The organism is Ignavibacteriales bacterium, from assembly GCA_026390775.1.
Taxonomy (GTDB): Bacteria; Bacteroidota; Ignavibacteria; order Ignavibacteriales; family Melioribacteraceae; genus Fen-1258.
In genome coordinates, this window is record JAPLFF010000007.1 from 1,501,402 (window position 1) to 1,520,131 (window position 18,730).

Below are 18,730 nucleotides of genomic sequence, written 5' to 3' on the forward strand. Positions count from 1 at the left end.
CTAGACTAAATGATCTTTATAAATGCTCGTTTTCTTACAAAGAGAATAACCGGGGTAGAAAGATACGCTACCGAAATATCCCTTGCACTAAAAAAAATAGATAGGGAGATAATTCTTTTATCTCCTAATAGGGTATTGAAAGAATCCTGTATAGATAAATTTAATATTAAAAAAGTGGGATTTACAAACAATTATTTTTGGGAACAATTTGAATTACCTCTCTTTCTAAGGAAAAATAATAATCCTCTATTGATCAATCTCACTAATACAGCTCCGGTAATCTACAAGAATCAGATTACCGTAATTCACGACCTGGCATTTATACATAACCCCGGATGGTATACAAAAAAAGCAGCACAGTTTTTTAAGTGGCTCGTTAAACGTTCGGCATTATCTTCAAAACATATTATTACCGTAAGTAATTTCTCGAAAGGAGAAATTGTGAAATATTTAAATATATCTTCGGAAAAAATTTCGGTAGTCCCGGAAGCAATTCCATCGCGCATAGTTGACCTATCCCATCTTGATTATCCAAATAAATGGGGTAATTATATCCTTGCGGTATCCACATTAGAGCCGCGGAAGAATCTAGTTAGTCTCATAAAGGCTTTTCTTAAGCTTAACTTGAATTGCTATAAATTATTAATTGTTGGTGCACAAAATAAAATTGTTTTTAAGGAGCTTGAGCTTGATAGATTAAAATTGAATGATAATATTGTTTTCTTAGGTTATGTCGATGATCCAACCTTGGTAGGATTATATAAAAATGCCAAACTATTTACATATATTTCATATTATGAAGGATTTGGTATTCCGCCGCTTGAGGCCTTAGTTTGTGGTTGTCCGGTTTTAGCGTCTAACTCTAGCAGCATTCCGGAAGTTTGTGGAGAATACGCAAAATATTGTAATCCATATGATATTAATGATATTGCTGGAAAAATGAATGACATGATCTCCCAACCATCTATTATTAGTGATAAGCAGATTAAAGATCTTCTTGATAGATACAATTGGGAAAAAACTTCGCTGTTGTTTATGAATATAGTCCGGGCGATTGAAAGTGGGAACAATAAGTCATAAAAAATTTGGGATATAGATTTTAGAATGATAATCGTTTTTAGATTTTTGAGAGAAGTTATTAACAAACGGTATTTGATCTATTCGCTTGTAAAAAGGGATTTTCAGAATCAATATACCGGCTCATACTTTGGTGTTATTTGGAATTTTATTCAACCAATTGCTTTTATTTTCATTCTTTGGTTTGTACTAAATATGGGCTTCAATTTGCGAAGTATTGAAAATACAAATCATATTTTTTGGTTAATATCCGGAATGATCTGCTGGCTCTATTTTTCTGATGTATTTTCAACTTCTACTCAAATCATTCAGCAATATTCATTCTTAATTAAGAAAATGGATCTAAGTTTAGGAATTCTTCCGATCGCAAGAATAATAAGTGCCTCGATAAACCATCTCATATTTATTTTTTTGACCGTCGTCTTTGGATTGTTTTTGGGAATAAGCCCAAGTTTTTATTTCATTCAGATTTTTTACTACGCATTGGCTTTACAGGTACTTCTTTTAGGATTATGCTGGCTTGCATCATCAACAAGTATTTTTATCAAAGATGTAAATAATATTGTCTTAATAATTGTGCAATTTGGATTTTGGTTAACACCTGTTTTTTGGAGTATTGATAATGTTCCGCAAAATTATCAGTGGATAGTTAAACTTAATCCGCTATATTATTTAGTAACAGGCTACAGAGATTCTTTAATTTATAAGATACCATTTTGGCAGAAACCTCTTGAAACGATTTATTTCTGGGTATTCTCACTAATTGTCCTGCTCATAGGTACTGTAGTTTTTAGAAGATTACGTCCCCACTTTGCCGAGGTTATCTAAATGGGCAGTAATATTATTGTCAAACTTGAGAATGTTTCGAAGTATTATAAATTGTATGATTCACCGAAAGGCCGGTTAAAAGAAGCTCTTCATCCATTCCGAAAAAAATATCATAAAGAATTTTACGCGTTGAATAATATCAGCTTTGAGCTAAAGAGAGGGGAGTGTTTAGGTGTTATCGGTAAGAACGGTATGGGCAAGTCAACTCTCCTGAAACTTATTGCTCATATAATAGAACCGAGTTTCGGCACTATTCAAGTCAATGGTACAGTATCTGCACTATTAGAATTAGGGACTGGTTTTAATCCCGAATTCACCGGACTTGAGAATATTTACTTTTATGGAACAATACTTGGTTTTAAGAAACAGGAAATCGAACGTAAAGTTAAAGAGATAGTAGATTTTGCTGATATAGGAGAGTTTATCGATCAGCCCGTTAAAACTTACAGTAGCGGAATGTTCGTAAGATTGGCGTTTGCTGTTCAAACTAGCTTGAAGCCAGATATTTTAATTGTGGACGAAGTATTAAGTGTAGGTGATATATTTTTCCAGCAAAAATGTCATTCTAGAATTGAAAAATTATTGAGTAAAGGTGCTTCTTTAATAATTGTTTCTCACGATATGCAATTAATAGAAAAATATAGTACTAACGTTGTTCTTTTAGAAAACGGAACAAAAATATTCTTTGGGCATCCTCACAAAGCCATTCAGAAATATTTTAGTCTATCCGATAATACAGAATTCAAAATTAACTATAGTATTTCTGATGAAGATTTGTTTCCAAATAATGACAAAGAGAAAAAGGTTGATATTTTGGATAATTGGCTGCCCGCCGATTATTTTATACAGACATGGAATCTTGAACATTTTGGAAATAAAGCTTCTGCAGAAATTACTAGGTTTTGTGTGTGTAACTCCAATAATAAACCTTCCGCTTATTTTAATATTGGTGATAAAGTATTTTTTTACTATGAGGTTGAGGTTAAAAAAGAAATTGGAATACCCGTGGGCGCAGTGATTTTAACGAATGCACGCAATATTGTTGTTCATGGTAAAGATACTTTGCAATATCCCGATGCAAATAAAAAAGCGATTAATTTCGTCAAAGCAAATTCCACGATTCGTTTTATCCAAGAATTCAAATTAAATATAGCTTACGGTGAGTATACTTTTTCCATTGGTTTCGGCACTGTTGATCCTAATAATATTACCAAGGTTAACACTGTAGACTATTCGGAGAGAGAAATTATCATAAACTCCTTAACAAGAATTCCTCAAGCAGGCAAATTAATTGTAAAGACAGGAAACGTAAATGCAAATCTACTTTTCCACGGTTATGCCGATCTTGAGGGTGATTTTAATGTTTTCATCAATCCATTAATTAGGTAACTCAATGGATCTTTCCCAATTACAATCTTTTGATCTAAATATTGCTATCGGACAATATACTTTCTCTCTTGGAGTTGGTGAAATATCCAGAGAAAATTATAACCAAATCAAATTTATCAATTATTATAAAAGAGAAAGATTAATCAATGGTATTTTTAGCGCTCCTAATATTGGCGTAATTGAAGTAAAAGCAAAAACGAGGGGGGTCGTTTTTCCCTTTCACGGTTTGGTAGATTTAAAAGGGCACCATGAAATTAAAATCATATAAATTCAGAAGGAAAAAGTAGATGCACACATATCATGCTCCTAGAGGTAAGTATAGAAAATTGTGTAAAGTAATAGCAAACTTTCTCACTCCTGTTCAACATGATTGGTCCAAGTGGGAACGCAAGAATGGTTGGTTAAGAAAAACAGGGATGAAAATTGGGAAAAAAGTAGTTATAGATCATAACTTTCATTGTCTAACCGGTCTAGAAGAGAATATTGTAATTGAGGATTTTGCTACATTACATTGCGGATTAAGGATATGGAATTTTAATAGGATAACAATTGGTGCATTTTGTATGTTTGCTGCCGATGTAACATTGCTCAATGGTGGTCATGACATTAATTCATTTGAACCCTTCTCAGGACCATTAGTAATAGGTAAGGGGTGTTGGATAGGAAATGGAGCTAGAATAGTAGGTCCATTAACTATTGGTAATAATGCAATTATTGGTGCTGGTGCAGTAGTAATTGATGACGTACCCGAAGGTGCAGTAGTAGCAGGTGTTCCGGCACGTGTGATTCGCAATCGTGAACTTCCAGAAAAAGTATGGCATATGGAAGGAAAATATTTTTCACCCAAAACATTTGAGCTTTTAAGCTAGTGATACTATGGTTTATGAGTTATTCTCTTTCATTTCAGGATTTCTTCCTAAAGATTGCACTTTTATAGATGTAGGCGCATATCATGGAAGTCTAACAGAAGGCTTACTAAAGGCTTTCCCTAATTCGAGAGGAATTCTCTTTGAGCCTACCTTAGATTCATTTAATTACTTAATGAAAAAATTTTCTTATACCAATAACCTAAAAATGTTTAACTCAGCGCTTGGGGATAAAATACAGGAAGCAGAATTCTATTTATTAGAAGATGGAACCCAAAATAGTATTTTGCAGTTACTGAACAAAAACGTAAAATTTAATAAAACTAAAATAAAGGTTGATACATTAGATTCGGTGCTAGGATCAGTAAACTTTTTGTCTCATGTCGACTTCATAAAAATAGATACACAGGGGAATGATCTTTCTGTTTTGCGCGGTGCCAAGGAGACTATTCTTAAAAATAGTCCCATAGTCTTAACCGAGGCGATCTTTATTCCATTGTATAAAAATCAGTGCTCGTACTTTGACCAATTCAATTTTATGAATAATCTTCACTACACATTAGCTGGGATTTATAATATCCATTATTGTGAAAACGGACAAATTGCTTTTGCAGATCTTCTTTTTATCCCTCCATCAATAAGGGAAATCGTAAATTCGAAAATTTTGTCGAAGCAGTCATTCTTTTGTGCTGATAATAATTTGTTGGCTGAAGAAAATAGAACCCTGAAATCAATATGTGAAGAAAGACTCGAATTGATTAATCGATTGAGCGAGGAAGCCGAGCGAAGATTGGAAATAATTAATCAACGGGATTCCGAAATAAAAAAGTTGAAGGATATTCATAAGTAATGGGTGCAATTAATTTTTCGTTAGATTTAAATTTAGTTAAGAATCTTAAAAAAGTACTTCCTTTAGATATTTTTGTTGAAACAGGGACATTTGAAGGGGATACAATTGAAAATGTTAAAGACCTATTCAGCGAGATTTATTCTGTTGAACTTTCAGAAGAATATTATAACAAAGTTAAAAAGAGATTTCAGTCAAAAGATGCAATTCACCTGTATTTGGACAGTTCGGAAAAGTTTTTAAAAAAGATCCACCCGGTGCTGAAAGAAAAATCAGTTCTTTATTGGTTAGATGCTCATTGGTGCGTTGCAGATAAAACCGCAGGAGAAAAATCTCAGTGCCCTTTGTTAGATGAGTTAGTGTCTATTCGGTCTCTCAACAAAAATAGTATAATAATAATTGACGATGCGCGGTTGTTAATAGCCCCTCCTCCATCTCCCCATGAAATTACTCAATGGCCGGATTTTAATTCAATCATTGCGTTATTTAGAAAATTGAGTACTGTACATGAAACGATAATATTAAACGATACGATTATTTTTTATCCAAAATCAATACGCGAAACAATTAAGGATTATGCCTATGAAAATTCCATCAACTGGCTGACAGTTCTAGACAAGTCCAGAGATTATGATACTCTTCTGAAACAACAGAAAGATATGTTGAAGCAAATGCAGGAAAAGGATAAAAAAATTATAGTTTTATCCGATGATTTGGTGGGTAAAGAAAAGGAAATAGATGATTTATTAGATGAAATAAAAGATAAAGACGATAAGATAATTTCGCTGTCAGATGATCTAGTTGGAAAGGAGAAAGAAATAAACTCATTACTAGATGATCTGAAAGAGAAGAAACAGACTATTGTATCATTATCTGATGATCTAATAGAGAAGGACAAGAAAATATTTGCTTTATCAGATGATCTAATAGAGAAGGACAAGAAAATATTTGCTTTATCAGATGATCTAATTATTAAAGAAAACACAATTACTAAACTTTCAAGTGAATTAATTGACAAGGAAAGTGAGATTGTTTTCTTATCTGAAAGTTTAAGCATTTTGAAAAAACGTCTCTCTACTCCAATATGGGGACTAATAACTTTGTTCCAATTTCATTTTCCAAAGCTTTGGGATTATATCTACAAAAAGAGAACAGGTATAACAGAGAAAAAAGAAACAGTTAAAAAGGAACAGGAACTAGAAGATTCAGCAATTCATGAGCCTGAACACAAGAATGTAGAAATTGACGAACCGGAAAAGAAGGGAACAAAAGCTAAAAAGAATAAGCTGAAATTTTTTACACCAAGATTAGGCCAATTAAATCATTATGAACCCACAGAATTATTAATTTCACCAAAATATTTAAATACAAAATTAATCGGAGATCCTCTTCGACTGTCAATTGTAACTCCATCATATAACCAAGCAGAATTTTTAGAACGTACTATTAAAAGTGTTCTCGACCAAAATTATCCTGATTTGGAATATGTAGTGCAGGATGGAGGTTCTACTGATGGCAGTATTGAAATATTAGAAAAGTATAAGGCATTTCTAAAAAGTTACAGCTCTGAACGTGATAAAGGTCAGGCGGATGCTATTAATAAAGGATTCAAACTCTCTACAAGTGATATAATGGCCTACTTGAATTCCGATGATATTTATTTACCCGGCACCTTCAATTACATTATTAATTATTTCAATACTCATTCTTCGGTTGATGTTGTTTATGGCCATCGTATTTTAATTAATGATTGTGATAAAGAAATTGGTCGTTGGATTTTGCCAAGACATGATAAAAAAGTTCTAGCGTGGGCAGATTTTATTCCTCAGGAAACTTTATTTTGGCGGCGCAGAATTTGGGAGAAGGTAGGCGGTAATCTTAATGATGAATTTAATTTTGCATTGGATTGGGATTTACTATTAAGATTTCAAGAAGCCGGAGCAATAATTAAAAGACTTCCGCGATTCCTGGCTGCATTTAGAGTTCATCCGCAACAAAAGACTTCTACACATATATCTTCATTGGGTGAATCAGAAATGAAAATAATAAGGGAAAAATACATCGGAAGAAATGTTTCTCATGCTGAAATAAACAAAAATATTTTTAATTACCTGGCTAAATCGGAGGTATATCATAAACTATATCAGTCGGGGATTTTAAGGAATAAGTAATTATTGTTTTTAATAGAAAATATTTTTGAATTAAATCATAGGTTAGAATGAATTCTCGAGTATTGGTTACAGGAGGAGCTGGATTTATCGGTTCTCATTTGGTTGATGAATTTTTGCTTCAAGGATATTCAGTTAGAGTAATTGATAATTTCTCTACAGGCAGCAGGAATAATATTAGACACGTTTTAGGTGAGGTTGAACTAATTGAAGGAGATATCCGAGATTATCAAACAGTTCTTAAAGCGGTAAAGAATATTGATATCATTGTTCATCAAGCAGCTTTACCATCAGTTCCAAGATCCGTATCTGATCCAATTACAACCAACGATGTTAATGTAAATGGGACACTTAATTTATTATGGGCAGCTGTAGAAGCCGGTACCGAGAAATTTCTGTTTGCATCATCTTCATCAATCTATGGCAATAGTGTGGAACTTCCAAAACATGAAAAATTGTGCCCGTGTCCATTATCTCCATATGCTGTTTCTAAGTTAACAGCAGAGAATTATTGTAAGGTATTTTCGAATACGTATGGGTTGAGAACAATTTGTCTGCGATATTTTAATGTATTCGGGCCGCGACAAGATCCGGCTTCAGAATATTCTGCAGTCATTCCAAAATTTATTAATATGATTGCTGACGATAAACAACCGATTATATATGGTGATGGATTACAATCTCGCGATTTCACTTTTGTGAAGAATGTTGTCAAAGGAAATTTATTGGCAATTAAAAGTAGTGCTGAAAAAAATCTGATAATGAATTGTGCTTGTAATGTATCAATTACTATTAATCAACTGGTGGAAGAAATAAATGGGATCTTGGGTAAAAATGCTGCGCCTATTTACTGGGAAAGCAGAACTTCAGATGTAAAACATTCATACGCGGATATTAAATTAGCTCTGGAAAAAATTTCCTATAGACCCGAAATTCAATTTAGAGAAGGTTTGGAAATAACCGTAAATAGTATGCTTAATAAATAAAGAGGTGTTTTTGAAAAATTTGACTGTTATTATTCCAGTATATAATGAAGAAACTGCGATAGAGAAAACTTTAATGGAATTAACGATTTATTCTGAAAAGAATAATTGGGAAGTATTAGTTGTAAATGATGGTTCAACTGATAACACAAAAAATATTCTTAACAGTATTTACTCTATTAAGGTAATTTATCACCCCTATAATAAAGGCTACGGAGCGGCTTTGAAGGCAGGAATAAAAAACGCTACAACAGATTTAATATGTTTTTATGATGCTGATGGCCAACACAATCCAAATGATGTCGAACAATTAATTCTTAATTTAGATAACTACGATATGTTGGTGGGAGAGAGACAGAAGGATTCTCATAAAGAGTGGGTTCGTAGACCGGGGAAATGGTTACTGTCCAAAGTAGCAAATTTTCTTACCGGAAGAAAAATACCGGATTTAAATTCTGGATTAAGACTCGTTAAGAGAAATGTAATATTAAAATTACTTCATTTATTCCCGGATGGATTTTCTTTTTCAACAACAAGTACAATAGCTTTTTTGAATTTGGGTTTAAATGTTGGTTATTACCCCATTAAAACTAATAAAAGAATAGGCAAAAGCTCCGTTAGGCAATTAAAGCATGGTTCAAATGTATTACTATTAATTCTGCGATTAATAATTCTTTTTAACCCCCTTAAGGTGTTTGTTCCTATTAGTTTTTTAATATTTATGCTTGGAATAATTTATGAGGTAATGCAGGGAATTGTCATGATTGAATCCGGGCATGAGAGATTAATACCCGGAGCATTTTTTTTAATGATAACAGGTATATTAATTTTCTTTTTTGGACTTGTCGTTGATCAGGTTTCCGAGATGCGTAAGCATCAATTTTACGAGTAAAACATGCCGGCAGAGGTTCACTACTACAAACAGGTTCCATTTGTTTATGCTTAATTTTATTGAAATCAATGATGAAAATTCGCGTCTTTGGAATAGTTTTATCTTTAGTCATACTGACGCATCTTACTCACATTTATATGAATGGAAAAAGATTCTGGAAGAATCCTATTCATTAAAGACAAAATATTTCGGTGCTTTAAACAATAATGATTTAACAGCTGTTCTTCCGGTCACCGTTATTAAATTGCCTTTTAACAAGTCAATAGGTTGTTCACTCCCGTTTTTAGGCTGCGCAGGTTTACTTAAGAACGAAAAATTTTTCACAATAAATGATTTTTTTCTAAACGTAACTAAAATTCTGGATGTTAAAAGTCTTGAAGTAAGAAGGATTGATCGTAAAGTAAAAGAATCAAAAGCTGGGATATACACATTAAAATTATTGCTGCCTGGTAATTCTTCCGTTCTTTGGGAAAATTTGGATCCAAAAGTGAGAAACCAAATTAGAAAAGCTCAAAAGTCCGGATTAACCGCTGAGTGGGGTATTGACCAACTTGATCAGTTCTATAGAGTCTATGCAAGAAATATGCATGATTTGGGTACGCCTGTTCATAGTAAAAAATTTTTTATAAAAATTATTCTTTATTTAAAAGAAAACGTTGATATTCTTTGTATTAGAAAAGATAGTAAAGTAATTGCATCAATGTTTCTTATTAAGTTCCGTGATTGTTTATCAGATCCTTGGGCATCTTCTGATAAAGAATATCTAAGCTATTGCCCGAATATGTTAATGTATTGGGAAGCACTTAAATATGGTTGTGAAAACAGGTTCATCGAATTTGATTTCGGAAGAAGTCATATTGACGCCGGTACTTATAAATTTAAAACGCAATGGGGAGCCCAACCAATACCGCTTATCTATGATTTATATTCATTTGATAATAGGGAAAGAGAATCCGCAATTACATCTTATCGCGGTAAGAAAGCTGCACTATTCAGTCATATATGGAAACATATTCCATTTAAAATTACTTTATGGCTTGGACCAAAATTAAGAAAGTATATACCATAGTATTACATCAGTAAAAATTTAATGTTTTCGTTTTAATAATCGTTTAGTTCATAGTGATTAGTAATATGGAGAAAAAAAAATATATCAAATGGTTTCAAATTTTCGGAATCATTTTATTTATTATAATTCTAACAAGACTTGATTTCGGTAGAATTGAGAATCAACTAATTCATTTTAAATGGGTATGGTTAAGCGTTTATGCATTAAGCTTGATTCTAATGTTGCTGTTCAAAGTGTTGAGATGGGGGACAGCCCTCTCGAGACAGGGGATTAATTATTCTATCAGTAAAGTTTTTGCTATTAATGCAATCACATCTTTTTGGGGAATTGTAACGCCAGGTAGACTTGGTGAGTTTGGGAAAGTATTGTTTTTGCAGAAAGATAATTATTCATTCGCGAAAAGTTCTGTCAGTATTATTATTGATAGACTATACGATATTACTATTCTTTTATTCCTAGGGATATTTTCATTGGTATATTTTTTTTCTTTATTAGATCCGAACATTGGAATTTTCGTAACTATTTTTATTTTAATAATAGGTTGTCTGATTTTAATTTATTTCCTTAAAAAAGATTTGCGGGATTTATTAAAAAAAGCAGTAAAGTTTTTTCTTTCAAAAGAGAAATATAATAAGCTAGCTAAAGAATGGAATATTTTTAAATCCGATTTTGGGACAGTATTTTCTTCTACTATTGTACCAATGTTTTTATATTCAATATTAGCTTATTTATGTTACTATGTTCAAATTTATGTTGTTGCCTTAGGCTTTGGAGTTAACATTTCATTTATTTATTTAGGTTTATGTTCATCTTTAGCGGCACTTATTTCATTAATTCCTATCTCAATAGGGGGTTTGGGTACGCGGGAGGTAGTATTTCTTTTCTTACTTTCTAAAGTATCCATTTCTTCCGAAACAGCGGTATTAATTTCATTTATTGACGGCGGCGTTTTTGCTGTTATTATTACGGGGTTACTAGCATTAATCAGTCATTTTCTTTTAGAATTAAAATATAGATGAAACACCAAAGTTTAGTTAATAAAAATATAATTAGAAAAATTATTGATGTAATTTTTTTCCCTTTAAGAGCACTTTTTATTCCCGAAGAAAGTAAGTTCTTTTTAACATCATTAAGAAATGAAAGATTTGAGAAAGTGGCTGGCTTTTGTGAAGGAAGAGTACTTGATGTCGGATGCGGGAGAGGTAATTTGTTTATCAAAAAATACATTGGTGAAGACCGAGGAATAGGAATTGATTTATATGAATATGAGGGAGTAGAAATTGTATTAAAAGATTTTATTGTTTTACCTTTTGGTAATGATACGTTTGACACGTTGACTTTAATCGCCGTGGGGGGTCATATACCTAAGTGTGATAGAGATGCAGAATTTAAGGAATTTGCAAGGGTGTTAAAATCCGGCGGTAAATTAATTATGACTGAAGGAGAACCGATTACCCAATTCCTAACACATAAATGGAGAAAATTTTCGTATTTACTCGTCGGGAAAACAGATATGGATTCTGAAAGGGGGATGAAGGACGATGAGGAATTTTGTATGCCTTTCCACGATATTTTTCATTATTTAAATAAACCTCCTCTGAAATTTTCAAAAAGAATTAAATTTATGTGGGGATTGAACAATATATATATAGCTCAAAAACATTAATCCATATTGCATCTTTTTTCTTCTTAGTTTAAAAATTTTATAAAGGAATTTTACAAGGGATTATAATTAATAAAGGAAATTTGATTTTGTCAACGGATGAGGTACTGGTCAACCTCTTAATAGATAAGTTTTTTAGAGTAAATGTTATTCTTATAGTTCAAATTAAACAATTTTTATTATTTTGAAAGCATGAAAAATTTTGCCCTCATTGGAATAGCAGGTTATATAGCACCCAGGCACTTGAAAGCAATAAAGGAAACTGGAAACCATCTTGTTGCTGCCGTTGACCCGCATGATTCTGCTGGTATTTTAGATAAGTATTTTTATGATGTTAGTTTTTTCACCGAATTTGAGAGATTTGACAGACATTTGGAGAAATTAAGAAGGAAAGATGATCCTCAAAAAGTAGACTATATTAGTATTTGTTCTCCCAACCATTTGCATGATGCACATATCAGATTTGCATTACGTATTGGGGCCGATGCTGTATGCGAGAAACCTTTGGTGATTAATCCATGGAATCTTGATGCATTGCAAGAGATAGAAAATGAAACGGGCAATAAGGTATATAATGTTTTACAACTAAGAGTTCATGATTCACTGAAAAATTTAAAACAAAAACTATCAACACAAAAAGCAAATTCAAAATATGATGTTGTTCTGACCTATATTACATCAAGAGGCCCATGGTATTATTATTCTTGGAAGGGTACTATCGAAAAATCCGGAGGAATTGCTACGAATATTGGTATCCATTTTTTTGATATGTTAATTTGGTTATTTGGAGAAGAAATATCCAGCGAAGTATATTTATCCCAGCCGAATAAGATGAGCGGATTCTTAGAATTAAAAAATGCTAATGTAAAGTGGTTCCTGTCAATTGATCGCAAGGACTTACCAATTGAAATGGAAAACACGGGAAATAATACTTATAGATCTGTAACAATTAATGAAGAAGAAATAGACTTTACACATGGTTTCGAGGATTTACATACTCAGATTTATAAAGATATCTTAACGGGTTGCGGATTCGGAATTGATGATGCAAGACCGTCTATAAAAGCAGCATATAATATCAGGCATGCAAAAATTTCTGAAAAGATAAAATATATACATCCATTGGCATTAAAAATAATTAAATCCACGAAAGGCATTATATAATTATTTTTTTATAAAATCCCAATTTCTGTTATTAGAGTTAAAAAAAATTTCTATTTAATAACAACCACATTTAATTATGTACAAAAAGAAAACTATTTGCGTTATAGTCCCAGCCTATAATGAGGAAACTCAAATTGGGAAAGTAATTACAACTATGCCCGCTTTCGTTGATAAGATTGTTATTATTGACGATAAAAGTAAAGACGGTACAGTGAAAGTTGTCAAAGGTTTTAAGAAGAATAATGACAAAATTGTTTTTATCCAGCACGAAAAAAATCAAGGTGTCGGCGGCGCAATTGCAACTGGTTATAAATGGGCAAGAGATAATGAGTTTGATGTTGCCGTTGTAATGGCTGGCGATGGGCAGATGGATCCTGATGATTTGGAAAATGTTATTAATCCTGTTGTAAGTGGAGAAGTTGATTTTACAAAGGGTAACCGCCTTATTACTGGGGAAGCGTTTAAAAAAATACCCAAGATCAGATACTTTGGAAATTCAATACTCTCGTTTTTAACTAAAATTGCTTCCGGCTACTGGCATGTCGCCGATTCACAATCTGGGTATACTGCAATCAACAAAAAAGCATTGCATATGCTTAATTGGGATTCTATGTACAAACGTTACGGACAGCCGAATGATTTATTAGTAAGACTTAATATATATAATCTCTGTGTAAGAGATGTTGAAGTAAAACCGGTTTATAACATTGGTGAAAAATCCGGTATTAGAATCTGGAAGGTGATATTTACTATAAGCCTGTTATTACTCAAGTTATTTTACTGGCGCTTGGCTGCAAAGTATATAATTCGTGACTTTCACCCATTGGTTTTCTTTTATGCTCTGGGATTTTTTCTTATTACCGTTTCTTTTCTCCTTGGTATAAGACTGCTCTATTTTTTCTTCGTTTTTAATACGATTCCAAGCATGAATAGCATAGCTTTTCTTTTTACTTCGGTGACCGGTCTACAAAGTATCTTCTTTGCAATGTGGTTTGACATGTTTTATAATTCTGATCTTAAGGGTAAGAAAAACGGTGAATAGTTATAAAAATAAATTGGTAATTTCAATTGACTTGGATGAATGGTATCATGCAAGATGGGTTACAGGTTCGAATATCTCCCGGTGGCCTGATACTTTGAGTTTTTTTCGGGATGTTTACAATCTTGATAAACCTAGGGGAGATATTGATAAGCCGACAATGGAAATACTGGAACTCTTGGATGAATTTAAAATTAAAGCTACTTTTTTCATCTTAAGTGAAGTTGCAGGTTATTACCCGCATCTTGTAAAAGAAATTGTGAAAAACGGACACGAAATTGCTTCGCACGGTAAAAAACACGTTGATCTTTGGCATTACACACCTCCAACATTTTATGCAGATGTAAAAAATGCAAAGAATTTATTGGAAGATTTGAGTGGTGAAAAAGTAGTTGGTTACAGAGCCCCAAATTTAATAATAGAAGATTGGATTGTTCCTATTTTAAGTGAACTTGGATTTGAATATGATTCTTCTGTTTGCCCTTCAAGAAAATTAATGGGAAAGTTTAGCAATGCAAAATCACTACCAGCATATCCGTACTTTTTATCGAAAAATTCTTTTGTGCCGGGAAACGGTCCTTTATTTGAAATTCCCATTCCAGTTTTTCCATATTTAAAATTACCGGCAGCGACAGGAATCATGACTCGAGTCGTTGGATTATGGTGGAGTAAATTTGCTTTACAGTGTGCATTACGGACCGGTGATGCAATGTATTATTTTCATCCTTTTGAGTTAACTCCTAGACCAGATTTTCAGTTTAAGAATTTCCACGAAAAATTACATTCCAGAAGAACAGGGACTTGGATGTCAAAAGCGGTAAATAATATTTTGAATGAATTTAAAGACGTTCCAAAGGTTACTTGTTCAGAATTAATGAAAGCGTACAGAAATTAACGAAGCTATTTATATATAGCTGCTATACTAATCGATATTATTTGATACTTAATTGTTTTGAAATTTCTCTAGAAGAAGGAAAAAATTAATAGATGAGAATTTTGCAGTTTACTTCTTCATTTCCTTTAGACGAACAAGATTATGGTGGGAATTTTATTCGTGAGCTTATCGAGGAACTTTCTTCTTCCTTTGAATTTTTCGTATTAACCCCCGACACTCCCACAACAAAGAATCATGAATCCATCGATAATTACGAAATTATTCGATATAAATATTTTTTCAAAAATAAACAAATTCTCGTTTGTAACGATTCAATTATCCAGAATTTAAAGAAGAATAAATCCTACTATTTTGTTTTACCACTATTTTTTATTTCCTCGTTTATAAGTTTAATAAAAATTGTCAATCAAAAAAAAATCAATATTGTTCACGCTCACTGGATTTTTCCTCAAGGTTTTGTAGCTGTACTGGCAAGATTTTTTTCTAAGCAAAAATTCAAAATTCTAATTACATCGCATGGAACCGATCTGGAATTGTTGAATAATTTTTTTTTACGACAACTTATTAAATTTACTTTAAAAAAGTGTGAATGTATTAACCCAGTCAGTGACTATTTAAAGATGAAAATTATTGAAGTAGCTGACATAGAATCCAAAATTCACGTTATTCCTATGGGAACGAATAGGAATCTTTTCGGAAAAAAGGGAGAACAAAATCTTAAAAACATCAATGTAGATGAAAAATATATACTATCTGTAGGAAGACTTTCTGAAGGAAAGGATTTAGAGACTCTTATTAGAAGCTTTAAAGGACTTAGTGAAGGATACTCTGATTTATTTTTATATATAGTAGGCACAGGTAATGAATTAGATAAATTGAAAGAATTAGTAAATTCACTAGAACTTAGTAATAAAGTAAGATTTTTGGGACAGGTAAAGCGCGAAAGACTTGTGGAACTGTATAACAAAGCACAAGTTCTTGTTTCCACATCACTTAGTGAAGGATTTGGTCTTGTTTTTATTGAAGCACTATTATTAAGGTGCCCGGTTATTGCAACTAATGTCGGAGGGGTTGGTGAAATAATACTTCATCAAGAGACGGGTATTTTAATAAACACGAAACAACCTGAAGAATTGATGAATGCTGTTAAAAGTTTAATGAAAGATGAAATGTTAAGGAAAATGCTTATTGAAAATGGTTACAAACATGCAATTAATAATTACACGTGGGAATCAGTTGCAATAAAGTTTAAATCATTATATATGTCCCTTTGAAAAGAAAGATCAGAGACTTCTTTACAAACATTTTTTTTGAAAAATATAACTAGTTAGAATAACGGGAATATAGATAAGAACGGAATTATTATGAATACATTAGTCTTAGGAGGAAATGGTTTTATAGGTTCTCATTTAGTGGATAAACTATTAAAAGAAAAACATGATGTAACCGTATTTGATCGGAATAAAGAATTTTTCCGTGAATCCTTAAAAGGAGTAAAATATATTTACGCGGACTTTGGGAATAGACAAGAATTATCAAATGCATTAAAAAACATTGATGTTGTCTTCCATCTTATAAGCACAACACTTCCGAAAACCTCAAATGAAGATCCGATATTTGATGTTTCTTCGAATGTATTGGAAACATTACATCTATTAAATGAATGTGTGCGATTAAAAATCCCGAAAATAGTCTTTCTTTCCAGTGGAGGTGTTGTATATGGTATTCCTAAAGTATTACCGATAGATGAAAATTGCATTGCAAATCCCCTCTGTTCATATGGAATCACAAAACAGACAATTGAGAAATATATAATATTATATAATTATTTATACGGCATTAACTACTCAATTATCAGACCAGCAAATGCTTATGGCGAACGACAAAATCCAGCAAACAATCAGGGTATTATAAGTGTACTTATCAAAAATATAATAGATAAAAAGCCTGTACAAATTTGGGGAGATGGAAAAGTTATCAGAGACTATGTCTGGGTTAAAGATCTTTCCGCAGGAATATATTCTGCAGCATTAAATCAAAATTCTGAAATTTTTAATCTTGGGAGCGGACTAGGATACACAATAAAAGACATACTTGAAATATTAAAAGAAATTACTGAAATCAATTTTGAGATAAAATATCAACCATCAAGAAATTTTGATGTGCCTGCAATCTATCTTGATATTTCTAAAGCTAAACAAATTCTTCGTTGGGAACCAACCGTTTCGCTGAGAGAAGGAATCGAATCGTCTTGGAAATACTTTAATAATTTTTATCGTTGTGACTAATTTTCAAAGAATTAAATATTGTTTTATTAGTTGGTAAAAGTATTTTATAAGGAACAGAAAAATGTCTGAGATCGCTGTATTAATCCCTTATTTTAATCATCCAGACTGTTTGGAAAAATCACTTTCCAGCATCTCAGGGGCTGAAAAAGTGGATGTTATCATTGTTGATGATGGAAGTTCAGAAAAGCCATTACAAAGAAGATTGAAAGAAAAATATTCCAATATTTTTTCTGTAGAATTTATTACTCATGATATTAACAAAGGCCTATCTTATGCATTAAATACAGGTTTAGAATATATTCTATCTAAAGGGACATATAAATATGTCGCTAGACTGGATGTTGGCGATAAATGTACTTGGGATAGATTCAAAAAGCAAAAAAGTTTTTTGGATTTAAATCCTAAAATAAGTTTAGTGGGATCAAATGCAAAGATGATTGATATGGAAGGAAAATTTTTATACATAAGAAAATATCCAGAGGCAGATGCTGATATAAAAAAAAATATGTACGTATTTTCTTCATTCATGCATCCAACAATCATGTTCCGCACGAATGTGCTTGAAGAAATAGGGCTGTATCCATACGAGGTCTGTCAAGACTATGCGTTTTTATTTAAAATCTTGAAAAGGTATAAAGCAGCAAATTTGAAGGAACCTCTTCTAGAATATGAAGTTAACCCAATAGGATTTACTTATAATAAATATCGTAGATTGCAAATTGATGGATTAAAAGTAATTTGGGCAAATTTTAAATTAAAATATATAAAATATATTTTGATTGGCACTTTAAAAAGAATCGTATGTATTCTTCTTGGACCCAAGATTATGATGAAAATAGGTACAAAACTTAGATTAATTGGTTTCTAAAAGGAGGATTTTAGTGAGATTGCCAAGAAATAAAGTTGTTGATAGATTACGAATAATTAGAAATTTGGTTAAAGATAAAGTTGTACTTCATTTAGGATTTACAGACTCACCATTTACCGAAAAAAAATATCATGATAAGTCCTTATTTCACATACAACTTGCGGAATTGTGTAAGAAAATAGTAGGAATTGATTTGGATGAGCCCAGTATCATTTTTTTAAAATCCAAAGGAATTGAAGACATTTATACATGTGATATATACAATCTTCAAGAACATACTGAATTACTTAAATATAAATTTGATATTATTTTATTCTCCGAAGTTATTGAACATCTACCAAATGCCGGGCTTGCTCTTCAGAAGATTTATGAATTTATCCGGAAAACAAATCCACAGACGAAATTAATAATTACAACTCTAAATGTTCATAATTTCATTTTTAGATTTACAGATGCATTTCTAAATATCGAACGTGTTCATCCCGATCATTATTATTATTTTAGTCACCATACCTTAACCAAATTAATTACAGATAACGGTTATATAATTACTGATTTCAAATATGTTTTATATAGAACGAAAAACCCGTTTCTTTTATTGTTACCAAAGTTCTTAAATGTTTTCAGCAGTTCGTTTATGCCGTATTTATTTTTTGAGTGTAAAATTAAATTAAACAAAGAAATTCTATAAAAC

19 protein-coding genes are annotated in these 18,730 nt (G+C 32.0%); all 19 read left to right on the forward strand.

Annotation, left to right across the window (positions count from 1 at the left end):
* Positions 1–9: 9 nt before the first annotated feature.
* Positions 10–1,080 carry a glycosyltransferase family 1 protein gene (locus NTZ27_11785; GenBank protein ID MCX6175424.1) on the forward strand — a complete coding sequence of 357 codons (1,071 nt, stop codon included), beginning with the start codon at positions 10–12 and terminating at the stop codon, positions 1,078–1,080.
* Positions 1,081–1,104: 24 nt separating this feature from the next.
* Positions 1,105–1,905 carry an ABC transporter permease gene (locus NTZ27_11790; GenBank protein ID MCX6175425.1) on the forward strand — a complete coding sequence of 267 codons (801 nt, stop codon included), beginning with the start codon at positions 1,105–1,107 and terminating at the stop codon, positions 1,903–1,905.
* Complete coding sequence (locus NTZ27_11795; protein ID MCX6175426.1) at positions 1,906–3,294, forward strand: ABC transporter ATP-binding protein; 1,389 nt, start codon at positions 1,906–1,908, stop codon at positions 3,292–3,294. It begins immediately after the preceding gene.
* Positions 3,295–3,298: 4 nt separating this feature from the next.
* Positions 3,299–3,562 carry a hypothetical protein gene (locus NTZ27_11800; GenBank protein ID MCX6175427.1) on the forward strand — a complete coding sequence of 88 codons (264 nt, stop codon included), beginning with the start codon at positions 3,299–3,301 and terminating at the stop codon, positions 3,560–3,562.
* A 19-nt stretch (positions 3,563–3,581) separates the two neighbouring features.
* Entirely contained in the window at positions 3,582–4,163 is a 582-nt protein-coding gene (locus NTZ27_11805; protein MCX6175428.1) for a hypothetical protein, read from the forward strand.
* A gap of 7 nt (positions 4,164–4,170) precedes the next feature.
* Positions 4,171–5,010, forward strand: a complete 840-nt coding sequence (locus NTZ27_11810; protein ID MCX6175429.1) for an FkbM family methyltransferase — start codon at positions 4,171–4,173, stop codon at positions 5,008–5,010.
* Positions 5,010–7,178 carry a glycosyltransferase gene (locus NTZ27_11815; protein ID MCX6175430.1) on the forward strand — a complete coding sequence of 723 codons (2,169 nt, stop codon included), beginning with the start codon at positions 5,010–5,012 and terminating at the stop codon, positions 7,176–7,178. Before NTZ27_11810 ends, NTZ27_11815 begins: the two co-directional genes overlap by 1 nt.
* Before the next feature lie 47 nt (positions 7,179–7,225).
* Positions 7,226–8,161: an SDR family oxidoreductase gene (locus NTZ27_11820; GenBank protein ID MCX6175431.1), complete on the forward strand. Its 936-nt coding sequence runs from the start codon at positions 7,226–7,228 to the stop codon at positions 8,159–8,161.
* Positions 8,162–8,171: 10 nt separating this feature from the next.
* Positions 8,172–9,050, forward strand: a complete 879-nt coding sequence (locus tag NTZ27_11825) for a glycosyltransferase family 2 protein (protein ID MCX6175432.1) — start codon at positions 8,172–8,174, stop codon at positions 9,048–9,050.
* 46 nt (positions 9,051–9,096) lie between these two features.
* Positions 9,097–10,119, forward strand: coding sequence for a GNAT family N-acetyltransferase (locus tag NTZ27_11830; GenBank protein ID MCX6175433.1), 1,023 nt, complete (start codon positions 9,097–9,099; stop codon positions 10,117–10,119).
* Between the two features lie 65 nt (positions 10,120–10,184).
* The gene (locus NTZ27_11835) at positions 10,185–11,138 is read left to right on the forward strand and encodes a lysylphosphatidylglycerol synthase transmembrane domain-containing protein (protein ID MCX6175434.1); all 954 of its coding nucleotides are present in this window, start codon (positions 10,185–10,187) and stop codon (positions 11,136–11,138) included.
* Complete coding sequence (locus NTZ27_11840) at positions 11,135–11,785, forward strand: class I SAM-dependent methyltransferase (GenBank protein MCX6175435.1); 651 nt, start codon at positions 11,135–11,137, stop codon at positions 11,783–11,785. The genes NTZ27_11835 and NTZ27_11840 overlap by 4 nt, the downstream gene beginning before the upstream one ends.
* A gap of 189 nt (positions 11,786–11,974) precedes the next feature.
* Positions 11,975–12,946, forward strand: a complete 972-nt coding sequence (locus NTZ27_11845; GenBank protein MCX6175436.1) for a Gfo/Idh/MocA family oxidoreductase — start codon at positions 11,975–11,977, stop codon at positions 12,944–12,946.
* Between the two features lie 76 nt (positions 12,947–13,022).
* Entirely contained in the window at positions 13,023–13,988 is a 966-nt protein-coding gene (locus tag NTZ27_11850; GenBank protein ID MCX6175437.1) for a glycosyltransferase family 2 protein, read from the forward strand.
* The gene (locus tag NTZ27_11855; GenBank protein MCX6175438.1) at positions 13,981–14,880 is read left to right on the forward strand and encodes a polysaccharide deacetylase family protein; all 900 of its coding nucleotides are present in this window, start codon (positions 13,981–13,983) and stop codon (positions 14,878–14,880) included. Before NTZ27_11850 ends, NTZ27_11855 begins: the two co-directional genes overlap by 8 nt.
* A 92-nt stretch (positions 14,881–14,972) precedes the next feature.
* Positions 14,973–16,154, forward strand: a complete 1,182-nt coding sequence (locus NTZ27_11860; GenBank protein MCX6175439.1) for a glycosyltransferase family 4 protein — start codon at positions 14,973–14,975, stop codon at positions 16,152–16,154.
* 90 nt (positions 16,155–16,244) lie between these two features.
* On the forward strand, positions 16,245–17,168 hold the full coding sequence (locus tag NTZ27_11865; GenBank protein ID MCX6175440.1) for an NAD-dependent epimerase/dehydratase family protein: 924 nt from the start codon (positions 16,245–16,247) through the stop codon (positions 17,166–17,168).
* Positions 17,169–17,229: 61 nt separating this feature from the next.
* A complete protein-coding gene (locus tag NTZ27_11870; protein ID MCX6175441.1) occupies positions 17,230–18,036 on the forward strand; it encodes a glycosyltransferase in 807 nt (268 codons plus the stop codon).
* A 13-nt stretch (positions 18,037–18,049) separates the two neighbouring features.
* Complete coding sequence (locus NTZ27_11875; GenBank protein MCX6175442.1) at positions 18,050–18,727, forward strand: methyltransferase domain-containing protein; 678 nt, start codon at positions 18,050–18,052, stop codon at positions 18,725–18,727.
* Positions 18,728–18,730: the final 3 nt, after the last annotated feature.